Source organism: Chryseobacterium sp. FR054, from assembly GCF_056844565.1.
Genome location: NZ_JBXDSA010000005.1, coordinates 298,039 through 324,828, shown reverse-complemented (window position 1 = coordinate 324,828; position 26,790 = coordinate 298,039). Strand labels below are relative to the sequence as shown.

Sequence of the window (26,790 nt, the reverse complement as noted above, 5' to 3'; positions counted from 1 at the left end):
AACAATCGGTTGCAAGCCAAAGAATTGTTGAGAATCTTTGATTTTCCTGCGCCTTAAAAACAACAGAATACTTTAAATTCTTTGCACCTCTTGCGTTTTCCCAACAAAATACATTAAAAAAATCTGCATTATCTGCTATATCTGCGAGACAAAAAATCCCACACGGATCTGTGCAATCCGAGGCATCTGGGGGAAATTAAATTTGTATAAATAGGATAATATATTTTTTGTAATGAAAAGTCTGACTTCTTTGCACATATTTTAGGGTGCAAAGTGTAGAATCAACTTTGCTGATTCAATGAAGCGGATGGCTAGCCTTCAGCCTATTTTCGATTCTTAAAACAATCGGTTGCAAGCCAAAGAATTGCTGAGAATCTTTGATTTTCCTGCGCCTCTTGCGTTAAACCAACAAAAAACTGCATAATCTGCCGGATCAGCGGGAGATCATATTATTTTAAGTGACTAGTCCTAAATAAGCGTTACAGATTAATAGGATAAAATTATTAATAATTTATCAGATAGTTGTCGGTTTATTTCGACAACTATCTTTGTTTTTATAGGTTCTTATTTTGACAATATCTTGTTTATGCATTAGTTCAGGTGTTTTCATATAACAAGACCAATGTGGTCTTTTAGTATTATAAACGTGAATAGCCTCTTCTACGAGTAAATTCATTGTTTGTAGATTAACTTTGTAATCTTCTAGTAAAAACTCTTGCTTGAGTATACCATTTACTCTCTCTGCAATGGCATTTGCATAAGGATCATAGCTTTCAGTCATCGAAGGTTTGATATTTTTCTTTTTCAGTATTCTCTGATAATCGTTACTGCAATACTGTAAGCCTCTGTCGGAATGATGAATTAAACTTTTGTTATATTGTCTTTGTTTTATAGCCATATTCAATGCTCTGACAGCCCCTTTGGTTGCTAAACTATCAGATACATCATATCCCATTATTTTTTTGGAATAAGCATCTGTAACCAAAGCTAGAAAGCAATTTCTATCCCTACCTCCAATATAAGTGATATCTGAAACCCATACCTGCTCCGGATGTTCAGGAACTATATTTTCAATCAGATTCTTATGCTTTCTGAACCAATGATGGGAATTTGTGGTTATTCGATAGTTTCTCTTAGGTTTTATGAGCATACAATTGGCTTTTAATATACTGAACAGTTTATCTCGCCCTACATGCAGTGACTGTAGGGATGCTTCTAGTATATGATAAATTTTTCGTGTACCCAAGCGTGGCATCATAGCTCGTAGATTATTAACCATCGTAATAACCAGATCGGATCTATCCTGTTTTTCTGTCGTAATCCAAAAGCTTCTATAATAACGCTGCCGGTTGATCCCGACCAATCCACAAAGATAACTTATCGTTTTTTTTGTTTCTTTGTTGAGATGTTGGATTGATCGGGGAAGGAGTTTTTTCTTACCGGAATCAAATATTCTTCCTCCGCCAGGTCTATCAATTTATCCAAAATAACTGCTTTGTCTTCAGACTCCATTAAACGTGTTTCAAGATACTGGTTGTGACGTTCCAGACGTGTTAATTTTTCTTGCAGCTCCTTGATCTTTTGTTCTGGTGTTTGCATAGCTTTATATTGTGAGCGGTTGTCTATATCAAAGGTACCATATTTTCTTCGCCATTCCGTTATTGTTCCATGACCTTGAATACCATACTTACGCATAGCTGCACGATTGCCTATGCTGCCACTCTCTACTTCTTTTACCACTGCCAGTTTAAAGGATAGACTGTAATCCTTTTGGCTACGTTTTACATACTGATTTTTAAATGGTTCCATAACATTACTTTTTTTATGTAACGCTATGTTAGGACGAGACAAAGGGCGAAAATAAAAAAGCCATCTCATAGAGACAGCTTTTGTGAGGGAGTAATTATTATCTTTTTCTCATTAAATGTGTAACTAGATCTCTGAAAAATTTTCTCATTTCTATATTACATATTTATGAATGCAATTTTAAATAATTTTAAAATATAAAGCAATAGCAACCTGGGAAAAAAATAGTTAAAATTGCAAAGAAGACTGAAAATAACATAACAATACAGCAACCATATAATCTTATGACTATTAAATACTTATTCCAAAGCTGCTTTTCCAAAGCATTTGCAGGGGTAAAAATCCAACCTGACTTAATTCTGTTGGAAGACCTATTTTTAGCCTGCTATTTTCACTAAAAATTCGTAATTTTGTGGGTCTTAATTTTACGATAAAAACAATCTCTCTTCTTTATTTTTTATAAACATTCCCGGATGCAGAATATAAAGTTGAAAGCGGGATTACATAAGGTTTAAGAAAGAAAAACATGGCTAAAACAACAGAAATAGACATAAAAAAACAGATATTCGTTAAGAATGCCCATCTTAACAATCTGAAACACATCGATGTACTGATCCCGAAAAATAAACTGATCGTGATCACCGGTGTTTCAGGAAGCGGAAAATCTTCACTGGCTTTTGACACCATCTATGCCGAAGGGCAGAGAAGATACGTGGAAAGTCTGAGTTCCTACGCACGCCAGTTCCTGGGAAAATTAGAAAAACCAAAGGTGGACGACATCAAAGGACTTGCTCCTTCCATCGCGATCCAGCAGAAAGTGATTTCCTCCAACCCCAGATCCACCGTAGGAACCTCTACCGAGATCTATGACTATTTAAAGCTTTTATTCGCAAGGATCGGGAAAACATTTTCTCCCGTTTCCGGTGAGGAAGTGAAAAAAGATTCGGTATCTGACGTGGTGGATTTTATCAGAGCTTCCAAAAAAGATACTCCATTTTTACTGACCGCTCCCCTGGAATATGACGCGGCCAACTTTAAGGAAACCCTGAACGTTTTAAAACTGGCAGGATTTACCAGACTGGAAATCAACGGAAACCTTGCCGGAATTGAAGATCTTGAAAGTTTCGGCTTTGCTCCCGAAAAAGGAATGATCATCAACCTGGTGATCGACCGTTTTTCTTACGAAGAAGATGAAAGTTTCCTGCAGCGTCTTGCCGACTCTATCCAGATGGCTTTTTACGAAGGACGCGGCTACTGTTCCCTGAAAAATACGGATACCGGAAAGATAAAAGAGTTTTCCAACAAATTCGAGCTGGATGGCATTGAATTTCTGGAACCGAATGTTCATTTTTTCAGCTTTAACAATCCTTACGGAGCCTGCCCGGCCTGTGAAGGATACGGAAAAGTAATCGGAATAGACGAAGACCTTGTCGTTCCCAACAAAACCTTATCCGTTTACGAAGATGCCGTAGTTTCCTGGAAAGGAGAAACAATGAGCGAATGGAAAAAGGAATTCATAAAAAAAGCAGGCGACTTCCCTATTCATAAGCCTTATCACCAGTTAACAAAAGAACAGAAGAGTTTCCTCTGGAAAGGTGACGGGAAAAGCAGTTTCCCTTCCATCAGCAATTTCTTTAAAATGCTGGAGGAAAATCTGTATAAAATTCAGTACCGCGTTATGCTTTCCCGGTACAGAGGGAAAACTTTATGCCCAACCTGTGAAGGATTGAGACTGCGTGAGGAAACAAGCTGGGTAAAAATAGACGGGCACAACATCCAGTCGATGATTGAGCTTCCGCTGGATGAATTATTCCCACTGATGCAGGGTCTTCAACTCTCCGAACATGACAGGGAGGTGGCAAAAAGACTGATGTACGAGATCACCACCCGTATTGAGTTTTTATTAAAGGTCGGTTTAGGATATTTAACCCTCAACAGAACCTCAAATACGCTTTCCGGAGGTGAAAGCCAGAGAATCAACCTGGCAACAAGTCTTGGAAGTTCACTGGTGGGATCAATCTATATTCTGGATGAACCATCTATCGGACTTCATTCCAGGGATACAGAAAACCTGATCGGTGTTTTAAAAAATCTCAGAGATTTAGGCAATACAGTGATCGTGGTGGAACATGACGAAGATGTGATGAGAGAAGCCGATTATATTATTGACATTGGCCCGGAGGCAGGCTATCTTGGAGGTGAGCTGGTATTTGCCGGAGATTACAATGATCTTAAAAATGCCGATACGCTTACTTCAAAATATCTGACCGGAAGACTTGAAATTGAAATCCCTGAAAAAAGAAGAAAAGCCAAAGAGTGGATTCACATCAAAGGAGCAAGACAGAACAACCTTAAAAACATCGATGTAGATGTTCCTCTGGAAAGTCTTGTTGTGATCTCAGGAGTTTCCGGAAGTGGAAAATCTACCCTGATGAAAGAGATCTTAACCAATGACATCCAGATCCAGCTGGGAATGGGCGGTAAAAAAGGCGATTACGATTCCGTAGAATTTCCTAAGCGCCTGATCAAAAATATTGAACTGATCGACCAGAACCCGATCGGAAAATCTTCACGATCCAATCCGGTAACCTATCTGAAAGCATACGACGACATCAGAGATTTATTCGCCAAACAGAAAGTGGCAAAAATGATGGGGTATAAACCTAAGCATTTCTCTTTCAATGTAGATGGCGGTCGTTGTGACGAGTGTAAAGGAGAAGGGGTCATCAATGTATCCATGCAGTTTATGGCTGACATTGAACTGGAATGTGAAGTATGTAAAGGAACCAGATTCAAAAGTGAAATCCTCGAAGTAAAGTTCGATGAGAAAAGCATTTCAGATATTCTTCATATGACGGTAGATGAAGCATTGGAGTTCTTTAAAGATAATCATGAAGAAAAGATCGTTACTAAGCTGAGACCTTTGCAGGACGTAGGCTTGGGATATCTTCAGCTCGGCCAGAGCTCTTCTACTCTTTCCGGAGGTGAAGCACAGCGTGTAAAGCTGGCTTCGTTCCTGGTAAAAGGGGTAACAACGGATAAAACCTTATTTATCTTTGATGAACCTTCCACAGGACTGCATTTCCATGATATCCAAAAGCTGCTGAAATCTCTGCAGGCCCTGATTGATCTGGGGCATTCGGTAATAGTTATCGAACATCAGCCGGATATTATCAAATGTGCAGATCACATTATCGATATTGGCCCGGAAGCAGGAAAATACGGTGGAGAGGTTGTTTTTGCCGGAACTCCGGAAGAACTGGCTAAAAATAAAAAGTCCCATACTGCGAAATATATTAAAGAAAAGCTTGAAAGCTAAAATACAAACAGAGAGTCAACCGAATGACTCTCTGTTTTTTTAATGAAATGCGTTTTTAGACATTATATAAAAACGGGCTTTGCTTAATGTAATTCACAGCTTCAATCTGAGAGACCAGAAATTCCGCCAGATCCACGGCATTGATGCTCTCTCCTCTGCAGTCTTCAAGACCTGTTTCCCAACCGGAATGTTCCTCAGTCAGATGGATTAAGGGGAGCCTTACCAAAGTCCAGTCCAGATTGCTTTCTGAAAGAAGTTTGTATTCTTTCTGTTTATCGTGAGTGGTTTCAGGATAATGCTGATACATCCAGTCCGTGGCCATTCTTACTCTTTCATTTTTCCGGTCGGAAGGTGTATTTACGCTTAAGCCAGTCGTTACAATGTATCTTTTCACCTGATAAAAATCCATCGCTCTGATGATATTTTTTGCCGCATCACTGAATATAGACGGCTCATCTTTTGGCTGCCCCAGCGTACTGATAACAGCACTGCACCCTTTAACCAGGCTGTCAATCGCATTAAATTCTCTTGCATCACCTTGTATGATTTTTATTAACGGATGCTTTAAAGTGAAAAGATCAGGATTTCTCAATAAAAGTTTTATCTCATATCCTTCTTTAATAAGTTCCTGTACCAGGAATTTTCCTGATTTTCCGGTTCCGCCGATAACGGCTATGATATTGGATTTCATAATGATTTTTATTTTTGATTATTGCAGCCGGCTTTAACTCCGTTGAGTAGCTGCTCCGTTTAAGATAGCAGAAGTTTTCAGAAAATACTTTTCGATGGTTCTGCAAAAAAATAAGTAATAACGGCTCAGAGAATCTGAACCTTAGATTTTCAGAATACCTGAGCATCTGAAGTATAGGATGATATTTACAAAGCGAGTTTGATGGCCTAAAGATAGAAAATTTTCAGATTTATCCGGGATTTAAAAAGGTTCTAATAAAAAAGACTGTAAATTTTAACATTTAATTCATGTATCGTATTAAAAATATCACTACATTTACTATGTAATACAACTAAAGTGAAAACATTTTTTGTCTTTTTCAGCTTTGAAATGGCAATTAAATTTGAAATAAAAATTTAAGCACAGCATTGTCGGCTGTGCTTTTTTATTGTTGTCTAATTAAAAAAATGAGATGTATTATCTATTGGATCCGCTCCTAAAGAGCGGATTCTTTTTTTTGTTACAGAATGGAAAGAAATCGGATCAAACGCAAAAGGGATTAGAAGCAGCAGTTAGTGTTTTTCCAAAACCTAACAGGTCTTTGAGACCTGTTAGGTTTTTGGGATCCTGCATACATTTACCTCAAAGGGGAACAGAGAATTCTTTCTAGACTTGGTTTGAGTCTCTGCCGTGAATAAAATTATTAGTGTTTTTCCTAAACCTAATAGGTCTTTGAGACTTGTTAGGTTTTGGGATCCCTGCATACATTTACCTCAAAAGGGAACAAAGAATTCTTTCTCGACTTGGTTTGAGTTCTCGGCATCAATAAAATTATTGGTGGTTTTTATAAACCTAACAGGTCTTTAAGACCTGTTAGGTTTTGGGATCCCTGCATACATTTACCTCAAAGGGGAACAAAGAATTCTTTCTAGACTTTGGTTTGAGTTCTCGGTATCAATAAAATTATTGGTATTTTATAGAAAGCCTAACGTTAAAACTTTCGGACAAACCTCAGCAGACTATATAAATGGTACCATAGGATCTATACTGACTGACGGCAAAAGACTTCCGCCGGCCTCTTCCTATGGAATGGACCGAAACGGAAAAGAAAATAGAGAGAATATCCTGCCTGATGTTGTGGTAAAGTCTTCTGGAAAAAATACTGATGCTGATGTTGCTGCCGCTTCAAAATGGATATTGAAATAAGTGGATTTTATTTAAATAATTTGTAAATTTAAACATTTCCAGGCCCCATAGTTCAATGGATAGAATAGAAGTTTCCTAAACTTTAGATCCAGGTTCGATTCCCGGTGGGGCTATTTTTATATTTGATAAATTAATGGTATCCGGTCTGTAATTCCTTACTTGCACCCCATTAAACAGGTGGCCCCGACCAATATATCATTTCGCCATGTGTATTGACTTGTGAAAAACCCAGTTTCTTTAAAAGATGAATTGATCCCAGATTATCTATCGCACATTTGGCGGTTATTTCTTTGACAATTCCCGTTGAAAAAGCCCATCCGATCAAGGCTTTCGATGCTTCTTCCGCATAGCCGTTTTTCCGCTCCCGTTCAATGATTCCGTACCCGATATCTACGCTGTTATTGGTAAGATTTAATCCCTTAAATCCGGCATCTCCGATAATCTCCTTCGTATCACCTTTAATAATCATCCAGGATTCAAATCCCGTAGGATTTTCCACTGTGGACAGGTTATTAATTATTTTGGGCAGTGTTTCCAATACATCATGATCAGGCCAGCCTGTTCCTTTCTTTAATCCCATTTCGTACAGATCCGTAAAATCATCATTCAATATATTCTGACAGATTTTTATGGTAAACGGAATAAGAAGCAGCCTATCGGTAATAAGTTTATCTGGTGTTTTTTTCAAAGGTTTGTCGTTTTTTCAGCTCACAAAGCTATACAGTTAAAAAAAGAAAATTAATCATTTATTTTACAATACATTTCCGTGCTACTCACTGTAAATACGGTAAGAAGTCGGTAAATTAGTCAATAATGCAGAAGATGCTTTGTTTAAATAATTGATCCATGAGGAGGGTTTAAAATTTACAGATCCTGAAAAATCCGCATCATAAAATTTTCTGTCCAGTTTACTGATCGAAAGATATACATCCTGAAGACAGTCATACAGATCCCGGTAATCATGGTAATAATAAAAATGGGATGTTCTGGAAGCAACCTCCATTAAAGCACCAATCGTTAAGTCTGTAAGGTTTTTATTCTTAATTTCCGCTCCAGCAATCTCAAGAGTCATAATGATAAAAAAATCTGCGCCCCCCTGCCCGCCTGTTTCTACTTTCTTTTTTATCTGAACTATTAAGTCGTCTATTTTATCTGTAATATTTTTCATAGTCATTTTTATTCTGGACTGACGTTACTATAAATTTCCATTTGTTCTATTGATCTCACTTCAGGAAAGCTAAAAGAGTCATTATCAAAATTTAAATTAGGAATCGGGTAATCCAGCTCTTTGGCCAGAGCTGAAACAACAGCATACACTACAATTAAATGATTGGTGTCAACAGGCAGCCATCGGACAGCATTCACTTTTATTTCTAAATGGCGGTTATTATATTTTCTTTTATAATAATCATGAAATATATGAATTCCCAGCTCACAGGCCTGTTTCCATTTCACGTCTGCATTATAGACAATAGATAATTCTGTTCTTTGATCAGAGTAAGAACATTCAAGATCAATTTCAAAAAAAACACCTCTATTTCCGGTTTGTTTTCTTAACGTATGAATCATGGTTGGAGTTTGATGGATAAATTACGTATTTTTTATATAGTAAGCTCCCCATTTTTAAGATAAATTAAAAAAGATTGAAATAATTTATTCCGTACATGCATTTGGTCACAGAAAATATAAGTATATTATTTTAACTATGAGAAAAGAATTAACACTCCGGCAATTACAGCGTGCCACACTGGAAAGCCAGGGATTAACAAAACCTCTTCCATTCGGGAAAGGAAAAGAAGCGGCGCTCCGTGCTTTGGAACATCTCGGGTATATACAGATAGATACGCTCTCAATGGTTGAGCGTGCCCATCATCATACACTGTGGACGAGAATTCCGGATTACCGGCCTGATTATCTGGAAGAACTGGTAAAGGAACGTAAAGTATTTGAATATTGGTTTCATGCGGCTTCTTACCTTCCTATGAAAGATTTCCGTTTTGCTTTACCCCGGATGCACAGCATCAGACACAATGAATCTCATTATTCCGGAGCAGACCCTAAAGTTATGCAGCATGTTCTTGATGTCATCCGTATTGAAGGTCCCAAAAAGGCCAGAGATTTTGAAAGTGAAACTAAAAAACCCGGCAGCTGGTGGAACTGGAAACCAACAAAACTTGCTCTGGAAAAGCTTTTTATGCAGGGAGATCTGATGATCTGCGGTCGGAACAGTATGCAGAAAATGTATGACATCCGTGAAAGGGTACTGCCGGAAGCTGTCGATACAACAGAACCCACTTCTCCGGAGCTGGCTGAATATCTTGTAAAAACCCACCTGCGGGCTTACGGCTTTACAACAATAAAACAGATCACGCATCTCAGGAAAGGAGAAATACTGAAAAAAAATGTCAGTGAAGTTTTACAGTCCATGCTTCAGGAAGGAAGTGTTCAAAAAGCAGATATAGCAGGTCTGCCTCCTGTTTTCATGCTGAATGATATCACTGAAAAGATATTTAAAAAGCCGGCAGCGGGAATTCAGCTGTTATCTCCTTTTGATAATTCTGTTATTCACCGGGACCGCATCAGACAGCTTTTTAATTTTGATTTTCGCCTTGAATGCTATACTCCCCAGAAAAAAAGGCAATACGGATATTTCTGTTTGCCTATTCTGTCCGGAGATGTTTTTATCGGCCGTGTAGACTGTAAAGCACACAGGAAAGATAAACAACTCGAGCTGATCCATCTTCATATTGAAAACTCCGCTGTAAACACAGATTTATGGATGGAGCCTTTTATCAGGACCGTACAACGTTTTGCTGTGTTTAATGGCTGTGAATCTATAATTATCACAAGAGTCAGCCCGGCTGAATTTACAGATCCGCTCAGACAGCTCCTGAATTCGCTACCAGGTTTTCCAGCCTGAAGCCGGTTTAAAGCTCTTAACATCTTGGAATGCCTTCATTGAAATACGCAGGGCCGTTGAAATATTCCAACGGCCCTGTCTCTCTAAAAATCACTTACTGAAGCCTCAGATCTCTGACCTGAAATTTTTATGTAAAGGATCATTCAATCCCGATCTGTCCCACAATCGAATACAAAATTTCTATTTTCAGCTTCAGACAGTTTCATTTCTGATATGTAAAATTCCACCTTATTTTTTAATTATTTTTTTCGATACTGAAGTTCCGTTCCTGAAAGTTCCCTGTAAGATATAAACTCCTTTAGGCAGTCCTGAAATATCGATACTTCTGTTGTTTTCTGCTGTCAGAACAGTTTTTCCATCCAGAGAATTCACCGTTATCTTTTTAATCTCTTCTTTTGATTTTAAAGTAACCCTATCTTCACCCGGATTCGGATAGACTGAAATATCCGCCTGCCTGTTATCTGTTTCTGCAGTAGATAAAGCTCCGGGAACAAGGTAAGATAATGATTTTGTAGTATTGGTTGTTCCGTTAAAAGTAAAAGAATTAATCGCAAAGCTCAATACAACCCCTTCATTCTGGCTGATCCACTGATAAGATTCATTTGTATAACTGGCCTGTAAAGATCCGGGCATAGTCTGCGTAGCCGTTCTCATTCTTTTCACTCTTATTACATTGGAAAAAGTTCCCACAGGAGTAATGACAGTTCCATAAGCATCGGCCGTGAATGACACCTGCCCCGATTCACTGGTATTGGTGGCAGCAGAAACCACGTTAAACTGATAGCTATCATCAAACTGCTGAAGATAGGTAATCGGAAACTTATACTCAATCAAAGGATCGGTATAGGTTGAGGTTCCCTCTCCCATTGCCGGGCCAAAATAAGATCCAAGCATAGTTGCTTCAGTATCCGTCATGGAACTGAAATCATATACTTCTGCCTGTGACGGCTTGGTTATCCTGTTGGCTGCGGGAAACCTGAAGCAGTTGGCCTGACCCGGACAGGCATTGGTAGTGGTTGTAACAACATTTACCCCGCTGTATGCAGAAAAGTTCCAGGTAATATTTGCTCCCGCCGGTCCTGCACTGATCGAGGTTGCTGTAAAATCATCAGAACGGAAGGTAACCGGAACGTTGGTACGGTCTACCCCTGCCCTTGTTATCGATGGCTGGGCATACCCCAAAACCCCGATAAAAACAAATAAAATAAAGTTTAGCTTTTTCATTTTTTTAAGTTTACTGAAGTGATTTATAATGAAGTGTTTTTTTATTACAAATCTATATTTTACCTCAGCTACCAATCAATCCTTAAAAAAAAGGATTTTTTTATACCGGAATTCAGGTATTTTTTTTATCAGAAGAAAACTTTATTTTATGGAGAATGAGCAATGATATCACTATGGGTAAAAAAAAACACCGGGACTGCCTAGAAAAACAGTCCCGGATATGGCAAAAAAATATATTCTTTTTTCAGCAGGTCAGAATTTATATACAAATGCGTTAATATTCATTCCTGCTCCAACAGACGCAAATAAAACCACCTCATCTCTCCGGATCTGATGAGAAGGAAGCTCTCCGTTTAAAATCATCTTTAGAAGAGAAGGAATGGTCGCAACGCTGCTGTTTCCTAATTTTTCAATAACCATCGGCATAATATTTTCCGGCATCGGCCTGTTATGAAGCTGATAAAAACGCTTTACAATAGCTTCATCCATTTTTTCATTGGCCTGATGAATAATGATCTTATTGACATCATCAATTGAGAAACCGCTTTTTTCAAGACACAGTTTCATAGCTTCCGGTACGTTGACCAGGGCAAACTCATAGATTTTCCGCCCATCCATCTTGATGTATTTTGTATCGGGACAGCTTTCATTATTGTATGATTTTCCGAAATACAGATAATCTTTTTCGCTGAGAGTATAGGAGGCAGACAGGTGCGACTGTATACCGCTCTCATTATTACAGGCTTCCAGTATAACAGCGCCGGCACCGTCAGCATAGATCATACTGTCTCTGTCATGAATATCTACCACCCTGGAAAGAGTTTCCGCCCCAATCACCAGACAGCGCTTAGCAATTCCTGATTTGATAAAGGCATTGGCCTGTATTACCCCTTCTATCCATCCGGGGCATCCGAAAAGCACATCATAGGCCACACAGAAGTTATTTTTAATCTTTAAAAGATGTTTTACTCTGGCAGCCAGGCTTGGAACGGTATCTGACTGAACAGTCCCGAAACGGACATCTCCGAAGTTATGGGCAAATATGATATAATCCAAAGTTTCAGGATCTATCTTTGAATCTTCTATCGCCTGTTGGGCAGCTATCAACCCCAAATCTGAAGTTACCTGATGGCTGGAGGCATATCTCCTCTCTGCAATTCCTGTGATCTCCTTAAGCTTTTGGGCAATGACAGCATTAGTCTCTTTTAATGACTCGCCGCTTTTATTGATAAAATGATGCTGATCAAAAAATAAATTAGTGATGGTTTCCGGCGGAATATAGTTTCCTGTTCCTATTATTTTGCTTGTCATGAAAATTATATTCCCTTTTAATTCTTTTCATTATTGAATTGAATGGGTTTATAAATATAACGTAAATTATTTCCTTATTGTATCCGGATCAGAAATATTTCATTTTATTAACTATACTTTGCATATCACTTCATCTTCCGTAATCAGATTGTTCTTCAGCTGAAAGACTGTCTGAAGCTCAGTGGTGTCTCAGACGTTTTCTTTTTAAACAGTCTGTTGAAAGACTGCGGATGTTCAAATCCCAGGGCATAGGCAACTTCAGATATCGAAAACCCGGTAGAAGTAAGATACTCCTTTGCCTTTTCGATAAGCTTTTCGTGAATATGCTGCTGAGCATTCTGCCCTGTAAGATTACGAAGCATATCACTCAGATAATGCGGTGAGAGATTGAGACTGGATGCCAGATATTCCACGGTAGGAAGGCCGCTGTTCAGTGTTTTTTCCTGATTGAAATAATCATCCAGAACCGTTTCCATTTTAGACAGCAGATCACCTCCCGCAACTTTCCTTGTAATAAACTGTCTTTTGTAAAAACGGTTGCTGTAATTCAGCAAAACCTCGATGTAGGAGACTATCACATCCTGACTTATCTCATCGATAGCTGTATTGAGCTCATTTTTAATATTGTCCAGAAGTCCGGTAATAATTATTTTTTCCTGGTCAGACAGATGAAGGGCTTCATTGGTATCATAGGAAAAGAAACCAAATTTTTTAATATTTTTCGCCAAAGGATAACTGCGGATAAAATCGGGATGCACCAGCAGTGTATAGCCGGAGTATTCCGCTTCCGTATCGGTAAAAATGATCTGTCCCGGTGATGTAAACATCATTCCTCCTTCATTGAAATCATAATATCCCTGCCCGTACCCCATTTTTCCATTCTTCGAAAACTTATAGGAAATCTTATAAAAATTCAGGAGGAAACTTCTGTTCAGCAGCTCATCATTGACGTTCATTGTGGTATTGTCCACCAGACTCACCAGCGGATGAAGCGGTTTGGGAAGCTGTAACAGAGCGTGCAAGTCTGATATGGATGAAATTTTCAGAGGAATGTGTTCTTTCTTTTCCATAGTATAAAGGTAAAAAATTATTCAGGTAAAAAACAGCATAAATCATATATCTATGCTGTTGTATTCATGCATTTATCTAAAGAAACCGCTTTCCCAGCTGCTCTCTGAATGCCTCATCTCCCAATTCAAGACGTTGGGCATATAAAGCACCGGCATCTTCTCCTGCTACATATCTCAGTTTTTTCTTACCGTCCGTAGCGGCTTCATAAACTACTTCTGCAATCTGCTCCGGTGAAGACGCTGCTTCCATCATACCTTCCATATTGGAAAACATGGAATTCAGCATTCCTTCGTAAGCGGGACTTACCGCTGAATCCAGGGAACGTCCTGCAAAATCAGTCTTAATTCCACCCGGAGAAACGGTCTTAATGGTTACGCCGAACGGATCAAGTTCAAAAGCCATACTTTCGCTCCAGCCTTCCAGCGCCCATTTGGTCGCATGATAAGTTGATCCGAAAGGAAATGCAATCAATCCGCCAATAGATGTTGTAGAGATAAATATTCCTTCTTTTTTCTCCCTGAAATACGGAATGAAAGCCTGGGTAACCCGTATTACCCCCAAAAGATTAGTATCCAGCTGCTTCAGGATCTGCTCATCCGTAAGCGCCTCCAGGGGTCCGATAAGACCATATCCTGCATTATTAAAAACTACATCTACTCCGCCTGCATCTATGGTTTTTTTTACTGTTGACCGGATCTGCTCAAGGTTGGTCACATCCAGTGGAAGTACCGTTACATTTTCCAGAGTGGCAAGGTCTCCGGCAGCCTCAGGGTTTCTCATGGTTGCAATTACTTTCCATCCTCTGCTTTGAAATAAGTGTGCCGTTGCTTTTCCCAGGCCCGTAGAAGCACCTGTTATAAAAATTGTTTTCATTGTATTTTCTGTATTTAAATTACAGGACAAAGTTCTTCCAAAGAGAAAAATAAAGAGTTACCAAAACGGGGAAACATGTAACCAAAACGGATTTCTATTCTGTTCTTAATTTTCCAGTCGTTTTTTGTAAGTTTGCTGATCATTATGGCAGCCTATATTCTTGAAAACACCAATATCAGTACACTTTCCGTATATGATCTTCTGAAGCATACCGGAAACAGTGCATTTATAGAGATCAGAGAATTTCATGATATTTATCCGCTTGCCATTGAAAATAATGCGGGAGTATTTACCAAGAGAAGTCTTCAGGACTTCCCTTCTGTTTCTGTCAGCCAGATCGGTAATTCTGTGGTGAGTACCTGCACCTGTCACAATACGCACAATAAACTCTGTGAGCATCAGGCAGAGGTCATTCACAGTATTTTAGAAGTCCATAACTTTAAGATTTTTTTTGATCCCTTCATCCGTAGAAAGCTGCTTCTTTCCAAAGCAAAAATTTACGGATTGGACCGTGAGCCTGATCTTGATATTTATTTCCGCATTGAATATCTTGACGGAAAAATTGAGGTGCATCCCAGAATTAAAGAAATGCTGCCAATAGATGATCAGACTTTTAAACAGCATTTGCTGCCACAGCGTTCTTCAGTTATTGAAGGGTTGGCTCTCCGGGAAACAGACCGGAAGAAAATACTGGTCATTGGCAGGCACCGCTATTATAATCATCTTAATTTTTCTCTGATGGAAACAGAGATCACTCAGGCCGGAAAGATTAAAAATCCTGTAAATCCGGTGGATGCCATGCAGCTGATCTGGAAAGCGGAAAAGTCTTCTGAGGTTAAATTTTATACTGCGGTTTCCTCTTTTCAGAATAATTATAATGAGGATTACACGGCGTCGGAGTTTGAAGCTCTCAGGCTGATCGTTCGTAACCCACTGAATCTGGATGTGTATTATCATGACAGGGATCTTTCGGAAACACCGTCGGCCAAGTCTTTGGTTCCTGTAAAACTTGAAATCCTGCAGGCTGAAATCCAGCTGAATGTCTTTAAAAAAGATCCTTTTTATGAAATTACGGGAGAGCTTGTTTTCAATGATATTTCTGTTCCTTTTAAGAATGTAATCCTCCGGAACGAATGTTTTGTTTACAGCAATAATACATTCAGTTTTGCAGATCATCCGGATATGCTCAGGATCATTAAATTCTTTAAGGCCAATCATGAGATTCTGCTGGTTCATGCTTCAAAATACGAAGAATTTATGCAGACTGTTCTTTCTTCTCTTGAGCAGATCATTCACATCAATTACAGCTACATACGGCAGGCAACTCAGGCACAGATTGAAGAAAAAAACTATCATACGGAACGGATTATCTATCTCCGTGAGCAGGGAAATTATATTGCCATAACTCCTGTTATGAAGTACGGCATGGCTGAGGTTCCGGTGTATTCCAAAAAACAGCTTTTTGATACTGATCAGAACGGAAATCCGTTTAAGGTCAACAGGAACGAACATGCTGAGGCCCGGTTCACCTCACTGATTATGCAACAGCATCCTGAGTTTGAAGAGCAGATGAGCGGTTATGAATATTTTTACCTTCACCTGGATAAATTCCTGGATGAAAGCTGGTTCCTCACTGCATTTGAAACCTGGCAGAGTGAAGGTATTGTAATATTGGGCTTTAATGAACTCAAAAACAATAAACTCAACCCCCACAAGGCAAAGATCAATATCCGGATCACCAGCGGAATGGACTGGTTCAACGCCAAGCTTAAAGTAAGTTTCGGAGAAAAAGACGCTGCCTTAAAGCAGCTGCACCGTGCCATCCGGAACAAAAGCAAATTTGTACAGCTTGATGACGGTACGCTCGGTATTCTTCCTGAAGAATGGATTGACCGTATTTCGGCTTATTTTCAGGCAGGAGAAATTAATGAGGAAATGCTCAGAATCCCTAAAATCAATTTCACCGAGGTGTCTGCGCTTTTTGAGAAAGATGTATTAAGCCTTGAAGCACAGCAGGAAATCGATTCCTACTCCTTTCAGTTCTCATCCGTTAAAAATATTCCTCAGATCTCTGTTCCTGATGGATTACAGGCTGTATTAAGGGATTACCAGCATGCCGGACTGAACTGGCTGAGTTTTCTGGATGGGTATAATTTCGGGGGATGCCTTGCTGATGATATGGGACTTGGAAAAACAGTTCAGATCATTGCCTTTATTCTCTCTCAAAGGGAGAAACGGGGCCAGGCGACTCATCTTGTAGTGGTTCCTACTTCTCTTATTTTTAACTGGCAGGAAGAGATCAGCAAATTTGCTCCTTCTTTAAAAGTCCTGGTGCATTATGGTGCCGGCCGGCCAAAAACTTCAGATCATATGTCTGATTATGACATTGTGCTTACCAGCTACGGAATGCTGCTGTCTGATATCCGTTTTCTGAAGAGCTTTTATTTCAGCTGCATTTTCCTTGATGAATCGCAGACGATTAAAAACCCTGATTCCGAGCGGTATAAAGCAGCCCGTCTTCTGAAATCCAGGAACAGGTTTGTTCTTACGGGTACCCCTATCGAAAACAATACGTTTGATCTTTACAGTCAGCTTTCTTTTGCCTGTCCCGGATTATTGGGCAGCAAACAGTACTTCAAAGATATTTATGCAGTTCCTATCGATAAATTTGAGTACAGCAAACGCGCTTTGGAGCTTCAGCAGAAAATACAGCCGTTTATCCTCCGCAGAACCAAGAAACAGGTTGCCAGAGAACTTCCTGAGAAAACAGAGATGGTGATCTACTGCGAAATGAACAGTGAACAGCGTAAAATTTATGATGCTTACGAAAGAGAACTGCGTGAATTTATTGCGGCTAATGACGATGATGACCTTAACAGGAACAGTATGCATGTTCTGACCGGACTGACCCGGCTGCGACAGATCTGTAACTCGCCTATTCTTTTGAAGGAGGGATACTCCGGCGGGCATTCTGTGAAGACAGAAATACTGATGGAGCAGATCGAAAGTAAATCAAAAGAACATAAAATCCTTGTATTCTCCCAGTTTACGGAGATGCTGGATCTTTTGAAGGCCGAACTTGAAGACCGGAATATCTCTTTTGAATACCTCACCGGACAGACAAAAAACCGCGGCAAAACTGTAAAAAATTTCCAGGAGAATGAAAAGATCCGTGTTTTTCTGATCAGTTTAAAAGCCGGAGGTGTAGGACTGAATCTTACGGAAGCTGATTATATTTACCTGGTGGATCCGTGGTGGAATCCTGCGGCAGAAAATCAGGCTATTGACAGAAGTTACCGGATCGGACAGACGAAAAACGTTATTGCTGCCCGCCTGATCTGTACCAATACCGTTGAGGAAAAAATTCTCACTTTACAGAAGAAAAAAAGCGAACTGGCCCGGAATCTCCTTAAAACAGACGGAACGGGTATTCAGAAACTGTCTAAAAATGATCTTCTGGAAATCCTGGATTCAAAGATCTGATAAAAGAGACTGTTTAAAAGACTTTGCTATTACCCTTGACAGTATCTTGAGAATCCTCTGCAAGAATTGTATTTTCGCAGAAGGCATTAAGCAGGAATGCCTTTTCCGTGCATCCCTGCTTAATGCCTTTCTATTTGAGTATTTGGGTTGAAATGATTGCAGTTATTGAAATTCCTATCGCAAAATACTACATATCAGTAATTTAATTAAAAATATCAATGGAAAATCAGGAATATACCAAAAAGAAAAATATCTTTTTCAATGATGATGTCGTAATAAAATCAGTTTATTTAGCATCATAAGAAGCTGCTAAAAACTTCTACATTCATCGGATAGTGTCCAATTTAATAATCTTATTTTTTGATTGTTCCCCGTATCAGGTTAATTCATCAAAGCAGCTTATCTAATTGTTCTTTCCAAAATCTTTTCATCGTATTTATCAATAAGAACGTCAAGTCTGTTAGTGTCTACTTTTCCCTCAGGTGTAATAACCTTTTCCTTTAAAAGCCATGTGGTCAATTTTTCCATACTCTTTTTAGAATTCATTCCTAAACCTGCAATTACTTTAGAAAAATCAGTGGACTGTAATTTCTTCTTCTCCTCAATAAAATTTAAAACATAGTAATCATCCTGATGATATTGTGGGGTTTCATTATCAAAAATTTTGAACATTAATATTTCATCCCCATTTAATGTATAAAATGAATATTGTGTAACATTAATCTTCTCGGACTTAAGAATAGCTTTACCATCCAGTAAAACATTATCCCCTTTGATTTCAACTTTCTGTGCACTTAGGAGAACATTAACTAATAGCAGGCCTAAGGTAATAATTTTTGTCATTAATTTTTTTTGCAAAAATATTAATTATATTATCATTTTATCCATATGATTTACTTTTTCAAAGAATTATTTTTACAACTGTTCTTCAAACTGCATGAATGTGAAGATATATTGAAAATCTAAAACGTATAAAAAAGAGGCTGACCTTTTTTGGGCAACCTCCTTTTATTTAAGGATACATGATCTTTTTGTCAAGTTCTATGGGATTATTGAATCGTTTGATGTTCTGTCTCACTCTTTCATTTATCTCCCGGCTATTGGCAGTATTCACTTTTGTTCCGTCGTTCAGGAAAAACTGATCGCTCTGCACTCCGTTCCTGATAAAGTTAACGGGAGATTCGTAGAATGTAAGTTTCGTTGTTTTATATTTTTCCCAGGTCACCGGAACACTTCTTTCTTTCGACATGTCGATGAACATGTTTTTAACCGGTTTATCCAGCTTTACAGATTTTACCAGCTCAAACTTATAATTGTTCCTGCTATCGTAAAGTTCTACGATAAGTCCGGGAAGGCCATGGAATTTATAGGGCCCCTCCTGGAACGGAATATCTTTGGCAAACCAGGCCGTCCATTCTCTTCCGCCATAGTTTGTTGTTGCTTTCTGAAGCAGGAGATTTTTCACCTTTTTATTTTCCCCGGTCAGTTTCCACTGCTGAGAATCTTTGGTCTGAAGTTTTAAAACAGTACTTTCCATAAGATCATATTCATCATAATTTTCACTTCCTGTTTTATGATAAATAATGGTGGAAGTATTCAGTTTGGCATCTTTGGGAAACTGAAGATTATTGGCAATCAGAGAATCTGCAATAAAGAAGTCTCTCTGGTAATACTCTACTTTTTCGGGATGAATATCCAGATGAAAATTTTCTTTGGTAAGCACTTCCGAATCTGCATCTTTTTTGTAAATGACATCGTAAATAAATCGGTGGGTCTGAGATTGGGCCCAAAAGCCGGCAGCCATCACTGCCATTAATACTGTTTTCTTCATGTTATTATTTTTCATTAAAAAAATCAGCCTTTAAAACCAGAACAGAATATTGTAAGAAGCCTTTACTGGCGGTCTGATCATGAATTCACGGCTTTTAATTTTCTGTAAAATAAGTTCAATTTTTCAACAGGTAAAAATTTCACCAATATAAAGTTTTGATAAATTTCAGGGTCGAATGTTAAAGATAACGGGGATATTTTTAACAATTAAGGAATATAAAACTGTTTTAGTTAAAAGTCTCTTAAATGCGGATATATCAGACAATCTCAGTCTCTGTAAAAAACAAAAACCGACAGAATATGGCCTGCCGGTTAAAAAAACAAAAATTGATATGGATATGATTAGATATGTGTCTATTTTTTTATAATTTTTTCCGTTATAATCCTGTGATCTTTGGTATGAATCTTTAACAGATATGTTCCTGCTGCCAACCCATACATGTTTACATCAGCAGAGTTTCCTTCCGATAGTTTTCTGCCTGCCAGATCATAAATTTCATATTTTTCAAGTTTCTCTTCTGTTCTTATGGTTAAAGAACCTGATGTAGGATTCGGGAATATTTTTGCGGAAGCTTTTCCGCTGACTTCCGCAGTTGCAAGATTTTCAGCCTGCACATTGACGGTATAGTCTTCTGCCTGCCCTATGAACCAGCCTGACGGACACGGAAGATTTTCCAGGGTTCCCATCCACGAACTGGATTCATACGCTTTTACCAGCCTGAAGCGGGTTTGCCCCAATAAGGCATCAGAAGGAATGACAATCGTTCCTGAAGTAAGTCCCGACTGTCCATGACCAACAGGATCGGAATTGTCCAAATATCCCAGGTTAAAAGCTTCATCCGCATCAAACTGGTTATTGTGGTTAAAATCTATGTAGGCATAAGCAGAAACCGTGGTCTGTCCGTGAGTTCCACCTGTTACTGTAATAGGATAAGAGCCGCCCCTGTTCACATCAAATATAATGTCTGTGAAGTTTTCCAGCACTTCTGAGCTTCCGTCGATATTGCTGTCATTGGTCTTTCCTGCAAACTCTACCCTGCTTATTTCGCTTACCGTCTGCGTACTGATATTTTCAGTTCCGCAATAAGGAGCCGGAAAACCGGTGTTATTTCCTGAAATTACAACGGTATAGTCTTCTGCCTGACCGGATCTTAAATTTGTATCACATGCCGTACTGATGGAGCTGGGAGCATCCGGATCAGAATATGCTGCTGTATTATTATTTTTAAGCACCCTCATTCTGGTAGCTCCTGAAGAAGCATTCGCGGGAACCATAATGGCACCTGTTACTGTAAAAGCATTCGCAGGATTCGCAGCCCCCAGTCTCCCGATGTAAAAACTTTCTCCGGCATCATTAAAGTTACCATTGCGGTTGAAGTCTATAAACACAACAACATCGCTTGGAAATGTACTTGAAGGACCTTTCACAGAGATCGGATAACTGTTTCCTGCCTGCAGGTCTGCAGATATTGAGGTAAAATCTTCATATACCGGTGTGGTTCCCGACTGGAACGGCGATGTATTGCTGATGTTTCCAAAGCTGACGTGGGTAATCATATTACTGTCTGCCCCATATTGAAATGCAGGACTGCAGTACTGCGCATCCGTCATTATATAAAACAGTACAGCTGCAAGGGTAGATAATCTTTTCATGTATTCCTTAATTTTCTTGAGACAAAATTATATTTATTTAGAATTAATAAAAATAATAAACTAATGATTTTTATCAGATTTTGGACATTAGAAGTATATTATTGAAATAAATTAACGTATCAGATTAAAAAACAATATATTAATAAAAACAGGTAAGCGAAAGGTTAATACTGCTGCTATTTGAAACTTTGGCCCCATACTATAAATCGGAATTGATTTGAAAAATAAACCGGTATACCTAGTCGTGCAACAAAACCTGCTCAATCTGTATGTTCTGCGATATTTCCAAGAAACAATATGATGATTTTCAATAATTTACAACAAAGCTCTTATGTTTCCTGTGAAAATCTGTGGATATTATTTTTGCCACGAATTTTTGAATTGTATTTGTTGCGGATTTTACAGATTGACTGTATAGGTTTTGGCTAAAGCTGATGGTTTTTATTTTTATTTAGGCGGGCTAAAGCCCACCTTTATTGAATAAATCCTACACATTAAGAGATGTTTACCGGTATTTCCATCTCGCTGATCCAACAGATTGAGCAGATCTTTTATTCTGTGAGAAATAGAAATCGCAGATATCTAAAGACTAATGTGTACTTTTATATACTTAGGCGGGCTAAAGCCCACCTCTATTGAATAAATCCTACACATTAAAAGATGTTTACCGGTATTTTTATCTCGCTGATCCAACAGATTGAGCAGATCTTTTTATTCTGTGAGAAACAGAAATCGCAGATATCTAAAGGCTAATGTGTACTTTATATACTTAGGCGGGCTAAAGCCCACCTTTATTGAATAAATCCTACACATTAAGAGATGTTTACCGGTATTTTTATCTCGCTGATCCAACAGATTGAGCAGATCTTTTATTCTGTGCGAAATAGAAATTGCAGATATCTAAAGGCTAATGTGTACTTTTATATACTTAGGCGGACTAAAGCCCATCTCTATTGAATAAATCCTACACATTAAGAGATGTTTACCGGTATTTTCATTTCGCTGATCCAACAGATTGAGCAGATCTTTTATTCTGTGAGAAACAGAAATCGCAGATATCTAAAGGCTAATGTGTACTTTATATACTTAGGCGGGCTAAAGCCCACCTCTATTGAATAAATCCTACACATTAAAAGATGTTTACCGGTATTTTTATCTCGCTGATCCAACAGATTGAGCAGATCTTTTTATTCTGTGAGAAACAGAAATCGCAGATATCTAAAGGCTAATGTATACTTTATATACTTAGGCGGGCTAAAGCCCACCTTTATTGAATAGATCCTACACATTAAAAGATGTTTACCGGTATTTTTATCTCGCTGATCCAACAGATTGAGCAGATCTTTTATTCTGTGTGAAATAGAAATCGCAGATATCTAAAGGCTAATGTGTACTTTTATATACTTAGGCGGGCTAAAGCCCACCTCTATTGAATAACCCCTACTAATCAACACGAAATTTGTCTCTAAAAAAACTTTATGGTTTAAAAAAAACACATTTTCAGGTATGAATTTATGGTCCCCAAAAACAGGAGAGATTACACCAATCTATAATTATGGTGATGACATAGTTTGAATAAAGCTTTAAAAGGCTTATTGTTTTTATGCACGTGAAAGCTGATCAAGTTTTTTAAGCAATGTCGGAATTCTGTATGGCCCGTGCATCTGCTCTACTTTTTTCAGAATTTCGTTAGCGTCAGCACCTTTCACAGTAAGAAACATGGGAGTTTTACTTTCGCCACGGAAAATAGTCCGGCGCAGGGAATCCGGTGATGCAAACTCATTCTTGGCAATTCCGATAATGGGATATTTCTGATCGAGAGCATCGTACAGATAGCCGCCCAGGCCAATTTTCCCATCATTATCAAGCGTAACATAGCCATCCACAATAATGCTGTCACCTTCTGCTAACGGTATCTGCTTCAGAAGGCTGAGAATGCAGGGAAGTTCTCTTTTATAAAATGCTCCGCTTTCATAGCCGGAGCTGATCTCTGTTTTTTCAGTAAAAATTCCGGATTCTTTTTCAGAAGTCCAGTCTTCAAATGCAATACATACCGTATTGGCGTGATCCTCATAATAATAGGTATCAAAAGCGTAAATCATTGTATTTTCAAGTTAAAAAAATTCACCAAAATGCCACAAAATCCCGGATGGATCATGTACGAAGCATTCTTTTCCCCACTCCATCGTTCTTACAGGAGTAAGCCTGGATCCTTTATATTTTTCAGTAAAATTCAGAGCCAGAAGTTCTTTGTAAAATCCTTCGGTATCCTCAACTTCCATAAAAATCATGGTATTGTCCACCCATTCTTTGGCATAATAGTCCTGAAGGTAAAACCCGGTTTCATCTTTTTTAAACAGGGATAATTTAGGTTCGAGGATGAATTCTTCAAATCCCAGATCTCTGTAAAAATTACGGCTTATTTCGAAGTTCTCAGCGCCAATAAACGGGCGGATTGATTTTACATGCTGTTTCATCGTGTTCTGTTTTTCCAGGTTGACCAATCCATTTCAAAACGGATCTCTCTTTTACCATGCATTCCGGTTTCTTTCCAGCCTGACTTCCGGTAAAATATTTCTGCCCTTGTATCGGGGGCTGTTCCCAACCAGACCTCTTCCCGGGTCTGAACAAAATACCAGTCTATCATCTCATCGTGAAGCTTTCTTCCGATTCCCAGTTTTTCAAAATCGGGATGAACAAAAAGTGCCCAGATATTATTTTCTCTGAGATCAACAATTGAAAATCCTGCAATTTCAGAATCAATTTCCGCCACCCAGCCTTTTCCTCTTTTAAAAAGAAAGTCTTCACAGTCCCGGTCGGTAACCAGTCCCGGATCTGACAGCACATTTTCTTTTACAGAGTTTCTGATACGCTGAATGTGAAAAATATCTCCCGGAACTGCTTCACGGATCTTTATATTCATAAGAATTTATAGGATATTAAGAGAGAACACAGAGAAAATATCCCTGTACTCTCTGTTCTTTATTTATTTTTTATCTACAACAATTCTTTCTGCCCTGTTGGCTATTTCCCAGGCTGTTGCAAAAACAAGCTGTGTTCTTTTTTCCAGCAAAGGATAATCAATTTTGTCGGGATCATCTGTCGGACGGTGATAATCTTCATGAATTCCATCGAAATAAAAAGCTACCGGAACATTATTCTTGGCAAAGTTATAATGATCTGAACGGTAATACAGCTGCTGGGGATCATCCGGATCATCATATTTATAGTTCAGTTCAAGATTATTGGTTTTTCTGTTCGCAGCTTCATTAATCACTTTAAGCTGAGAGCTCAGCATTTCGGAGCCGATCACGTAAACATACTGTTTCCCTCTGTTATCCGGATCATCACGTCCGATCATATCTATATTAAGATCTACTACGGTATTGGCTAACGGAAAGACCGGATTGCTGGTATAATACTCTGAACCGAACAGCCCATGCTCCTCTCCGGTTACATGAAGAAACAGAATTGATCTTTTAGGTCCTTTTCCAGCTTTTTTGGCTTCCTGGAAAGCTTTTGCAATCTGCATTACGGCTACGGTACCGCTTCCATCGTCATCAGCACCGTTATATACAACACCGTTCTTGGTTCCTACATGGTCATAATGTGCAGAAATCACTACAATTTCTTCAGGTTTTTCGCTTCCTTCAATAAAGGCCAGAATATTTTCCGAATCCGGAAGATTTCCACCACCTCTTTTCTTCATAAATTCCGACGGAACCTTCTGATAATAGGACCCAAGTGCTTTCGGATACGATATTCCCAGGCTTTTATAATAGTTAATCATATACTCACCCGCTTTTTTCTGGCCAGGACTTCCCGTATCTCTTCCCTCCATTTCGTCTGAAGCAATGACGTATAAGTTTTTCTTTAATTCATCTGCTTTAATCAACTTATAAGCAGACAGAAAAGCTTTATCACCTTTAGCAGAAGAGGAAGACTTAGACGGTGCTCCTTCAGCCGTTTTTGACGTTCCGCAGCTTACCAGAACAGCAACAGAAAATAACGGTATAAGTAGTTTTCTCATAAAAAAATTATTTGCCTAAAAATAACAAATTTTATTCAACCAAAATGATAATGCTTATAATTTGCTTTATTTATTGGGATTATCATCATATTGACTACCTGTATTCCGCATTCAGCTTTATAAAATTAAGATATAATTAATAAATATCCAAACAAAGAAAACAAATCACAAAAAATTAACACTTAAAATAAAAACATGATAACATTTTTATTATATTTGAATTAAATACAGAATAGATGGAAAAAATTTACGGATTTACTCATTATTCATTTTTCACAGAAATGTCTGACCTGGCGGCCAGGCATAAGAGTTTTGATCTTTCCCTGGGGCTTCCCGATTTCGACATTGACAGCCGTCTGAAAACATTTTTAAAAGAAGCAGCAGATCATGACAGTCATCAGTATGAGCCGCTGGCCGGAAACCCGTTCCTGATCAAAAACATCATACGGTTTAATGCTGCCCGGAAAAACAGTCTTCTGCTTAAAGACCATGAAGTGACCATTATCCCATGCGCAACCTTTGCTTTACATACTGCACTTAAATCTGTTTTAAACCAGAAAGATGAAGTCATTATCATACAGCCCTCCTATTATACCTACGGACCTTCTGTGGTGATGAACGGCGGTATTCCTGTTTATTATGATCTTGATCAGCATTTTGCTGTGGACTGGGAAAAATTTCAAAAATGTATCTCTAAAAAAACCAAAGCAATTATTGTTAACTCTCCACAGAATCCTACCGGAAAAATATGGAAGCAACACGACTGGCAACAGCTCTATGAACTGATAAAAGATCAGGAGATCTATCTGATTTCAGAAGAAATTTATGACACCTACTGTTATGACGGCAACGAACATTACAGCTCATTGCTGCATCCCGGGCTAAAAAACAGGACCTTTTGTATTTTTTCTTTCGGGAAAATGTTTCATACTTCCGGCTGGAAGGTAAGCTATCTGGCTGCATCTGAGGATCTGACGGCAAAATTCAGATGTCACCAGCAGTATATTTCTTATAGCGCCAATGCTCCTGCACAATATGCACTGGCCAGGTACCTTGAGATTTTTGATCCTTCGGAGAATCAGAGGCTTATGCAGAAAAAGAGAGACCTATTCTATGAGATGGCACAGAATACTCCTTTGGAAACCGTTGAGAAAGCGGAAGGAAGCGTTTTTCAGATCGTTAATTTCAGAAACGTTTCCAAAACCATGACCGATGTGGAATTCTCCAAATGGCTGACTGTTGAAAAGAAGACGGCCTGCCTTCCACTTTCAGCATTTTATCATTCGAGACAAAATTCTGATTATATACGGTTCAGTTTTGCCAAAAAGGATGAAGTGATCATTCAGGCAATGGAATATCTGAAAAAGAATCTTTAATCCCTTTATTCCTCACAA

22 protein-coding genes and 1 tRNA gene are annotated in these 26,790 nt (G+C 38.6%); 6 read left to right on the top strand and 17 right to left on the bottom strand.

All coding sequences use genetic code 11. The annotated features are described in order from the left end of the window. Positions 1-514: 514 nt before the first annotated feature. Complete coding sequence (locus tag AC106S_RS20520; protein ID WP_482441569.1) at positions 515-1,363, bottom strand: IS3 family transposase; 849 nt, start codon at positions 1,361-1,363, stop codon at positions 515-517. A 14-nt stretch (positions 1,364-1,377) separates the two neighbouring features. Next, positions 1,378-1,809: a transposase gene (locus AC106S_RS20515; RefSeq protein WP_482441567.1), complete on the bottom strand. Its 432-nt coding sequence runs from the start codon at positions 1,807-1,809 to the stop codon at positions 1,378-1,380. 523 nt (positions 1,810-2,332) lie between these two features. Between AC106S_RS20515 and uvrA the strand changes: the two genes are divergently transcribed. Then, positions 2,333-5,125 (top strand): excinuclease ABC subunit UvrA, encoded by a 2,793-nt coding sequence (uvrA, locus tag AC106S_RS20510; RefSeq protein WP_482441565.1) that lies wholly within the window; start codon positions 2,333-2,335, stop codon positions 5,123-5,125. 55 nt (positions 5,126-5,180) lie between these two features. Here the strand turns inward: uvrA and AC106S_RS20505 are convergent, their stop codons facing one another. Continuing rightward, positions 5,181-5,816: an NAD(P)-dependent oxidoreductase gene (locus AC106S_RS20505; RefSeq protein WP_482441564.1), complete on the bottom strand. Its 636-nt coding sequence runs from the start codon at positions 5,814-5,816 to the stop codon at positions 5,181-5,183. A 945-nt stretch (positions 5,817-6,761) separates the two neighbouring features. Between AC106S_RS20505 and AC106S_RS20500 the strand changes: the two genes are divergently transcribed. Then, complete coding sequence (locus AC106S_RS20500) at positions 6,762-7,001, top strand: hypothetical protein (RefSeq protein WP_482441562.1); 240 nt, start codon at positions 6,762-6,764, stop codon at positions 6,999-7,001. 41 nt (positions 7,002-7,042) lie between these two features. Next, positions 7,043-7,114: transfer RNA gene (locus tag AC106S_RS20495), tRNA-Arg, on the top strand. A gap of 56 nt (positions 7,115-7,170) precedes the next feature. Here AC106S_RS20495 and AC106S_RS20490 read toward each other — a convergent pair. The 3 genes from AC106S_RS20490 to AC106S_RS20480 all read right to left on the bottom strand — a co-directional run bounded on the left by AC106S_RS20490 (position 7,171) and on the right by AC106S_RS20480 (position 8,570). After that, entirely contained in the window at positions 7,171-7,689 is a 519-nt protein-coding gene (locus AC106S_RS20490; protein ID WP_482441561.1) for a GNAT family N-acetyltransferase, read from the bottom strand. An 81-nt stretch (positions 7,690-7,770) separates the two neighbouring features. Further along, on the bottom strand, positions 7,771-8,169 hold the full coding sequence (locus AC106S_RS20485; RefSeq protein WP_482441559.1) for a hypothetical protein: 399 nt from the start codon (positions 8,167-8,169) through the stop codon (positions 7,771-7,773). 8 nt (positions 8,170-8,177) lie between these two features. Beyond that, entirely contained in the window at positions 8,178-8,570 is a 393-nt protein-coding gene (locus AC106S_RS20480; protein WP_482441558.1) for a hypothetical protein, read from the bottom strand. Positions 8,571-8,706: 136 nt separating this feature from the next. On the opposite strand from AC106S_RS20480, the gene AC106S_RS20475 reads away from it, so the two are divergent. Beyond that, the gene (locus AC106S_RS20475) at positions 8,707-9,921 is read left to right on the top strand and encodes a winged helix-turn-helix domain-containing protein (protein WP_482441557.1); all 1,215 of its coding nucleotides are present in this window, start codon (positions 8,707-8,709) and stop codon (positions 9,919-9,921) included. Between the two features lie 228 nt (positions 9,922-10,149). Here the strand turns inward: AC106S_RS20475 and AC106S_RS20470 are convergent, their stop codons facing one another. The 4 genes from AC106S_RS20470 to AC106S_RS20455 all read right to left on the bottom strand — a co-directional run bounded on the left by AC106S_RS20470 (position 10,150) and on the right by AC106S_RS20455 (position 14,400). Further along, entirely contained in the window at positions 10,150-11,145 is a 996-nt protein-coding gene (locus AC106S_RS20470) for a T9SS type A sorting domain-containing protein (protein WP_482441556.1), read from the bottom strand. 252 nt (positions 11,146-11,397) lie between these two features. Beyond that, positions 11,398-12,456, bottom strand: a complete 1,059-nt coding sequence (locus AC106S_RS20465; RefSeq protein WP_482441554.1) for a 3-oxoacyl-ACP synthase III family protein — start codon at positions 12,454-12,456, stop codon at positions 11,398-11,400. Between the two features lie 155 nt (positions 12,457-12,611). Beyond that, positions 12,612-13,526: a helix-turn-helix domain-containing protein gene (locus tag AC106S_RS20460; protein WP_482441553.1), complete on the bottom strand. Its 915-nt coding sequence runs from the start codon at positions 13,524-13,526 to the stop codon at positions 12,612-12,614. A 76-nt stretch (positions 13,527-13,602) separates the two neighbouring features. After that, positions 13,603-14,400, bottom strand: coding sequence for an SDR family oxidoreductase (locus AC106S_RS20455; protein ID WP_482441552.1), 798 nt, complete (start codon positions 14,398-14,400; stop codon positions 13,603-13,605). 144 nt (positions 14,401-14,544) lie between these two features. Between AC106S_RS20455 and AC106S_RS20450 the strand changes: the two genes are divergently transcribed. Continuing rightward, the gene (locus AC106S_RS20450) at positions 14,545-17,883 is read left to right on the top strand and encodes a DEAD/DEAH box helicase (RefSeq protein WP_482441550.1); all 3,339 of its coding nucleotides are present in this window, start codon (positions 14,545-14,547) and stop codon (positions 17,881-17,883) included. A gap of 399 nt (positions 17,884-18,282) precedes the next feature. On the opposite strand, the gene AC106S_RS20445 is transcribed toward AC106S_RS20450, so the two are convergent. The 7 genes from AC106S_RS20445 to AC106S_RS20415 all read right to left on the bottom strand — a co-directional run bounded on the left by AC106S_RS20445 (position 18,283) and on the right by AC106S_RS20415 (position 25,396). Then, complete coding sequence (locus AC106S_RS20445; RefSeq protein ID WP_482441549.1) at positions 18,283-18,726, bottom strand: hypothetical protein; 444 nt, start codon at positions 18,724-18,726, stop codon at positions 18,283-18,285. Between the two features lie 169 nt (positions 18,727-18,895). Beyond that, a complete protein-coding gene (locus AC106S_RS20440; RefSeq protein WP_482441547.1) occupies positions 18,896-19,714 on the bottom strand; it encodes a GLPGLI family protein in 819 nt (272 codons plus the stop codon). 353 nt (positions 19,715-20,067) lie between these two features. Then, positions 20,068-21,366, bottom strand: a complete 1,299-nt coding sequence (locus AC106S_RS20435) for a T9SS type A sorting domain-containing protein (protein WP_482441546.1) — start codon at positions 21,364-21,366, stop codon at positions 20,068-20,070. Positions 21,367-22,967: 1,601 nt separating this feature from the next. Then, positions 22,968-23,468 (bottom strand): endonuclease V, encoded by a 501-nt coding sequence (locus AC106S_RS20430; RefSeq protein WP_482441545.1) that lies wholly within the window; start codon positions 23,466-23,468, stop codon positions 22,968-22,970. A 12-nt stretch (positions 23,469-23,480) separates the two neighbouring features. Beyond that, entirely contained in the window at positions 23,481-23,843 is a 363-nt protein-coding gene (locus AC106S_RS20425) for a VOC family protein (RefSeq protein ID WP_482441543.1), read from the bottom strand. Further along, positions 23,840-24,289, bottom strand: coding sequence for a GNAT family N-acetyltransferase (locus AC106S_RS20420; RefSeq protein WP_482441542.1), 450 nt, complete (start codon positions 24,287-24,289; stop codon positions 23,840-23,842). Before AC106S_RS20420 ends, AC106S_RS20425 begins: the two co-directional genes overlap by 4 nt. Before the next feature lie 63 nt (positions 24,290-24,352). Beyond that, positions 24,353-25,396 (bottom strand): M28 family metallopeptidase, encoded by a 1,044-nt coding sequence (locus tag AC106S_RS20415; protein ID WP_482441540.1) that lies wholly within the window; start codon positions 25,394-25,396, stop codon positions 24,353-24,355. A gap of 236 nt (positions 25,397-25,632) precedes the next feature. On the opposite strand from AC106S_RS20415, the gene AC106S_RS20410 reads away from it, so the two are divergent. Then, positions 25,633-26,772 (top strand): aminotransferase class I/II-fold pyridoxal phosphate-dependent enzyme, encoded by a 1,140-nt coding sequence (locus AC106S_RS20410; RefSeq protein WP_482441538.1) that lies wholly within the window; start codon positions 25,633-25,635, stop codon positions 26,770-26,772. Positions 26,773-26,790: the final 18 nt, after the last annotated feature.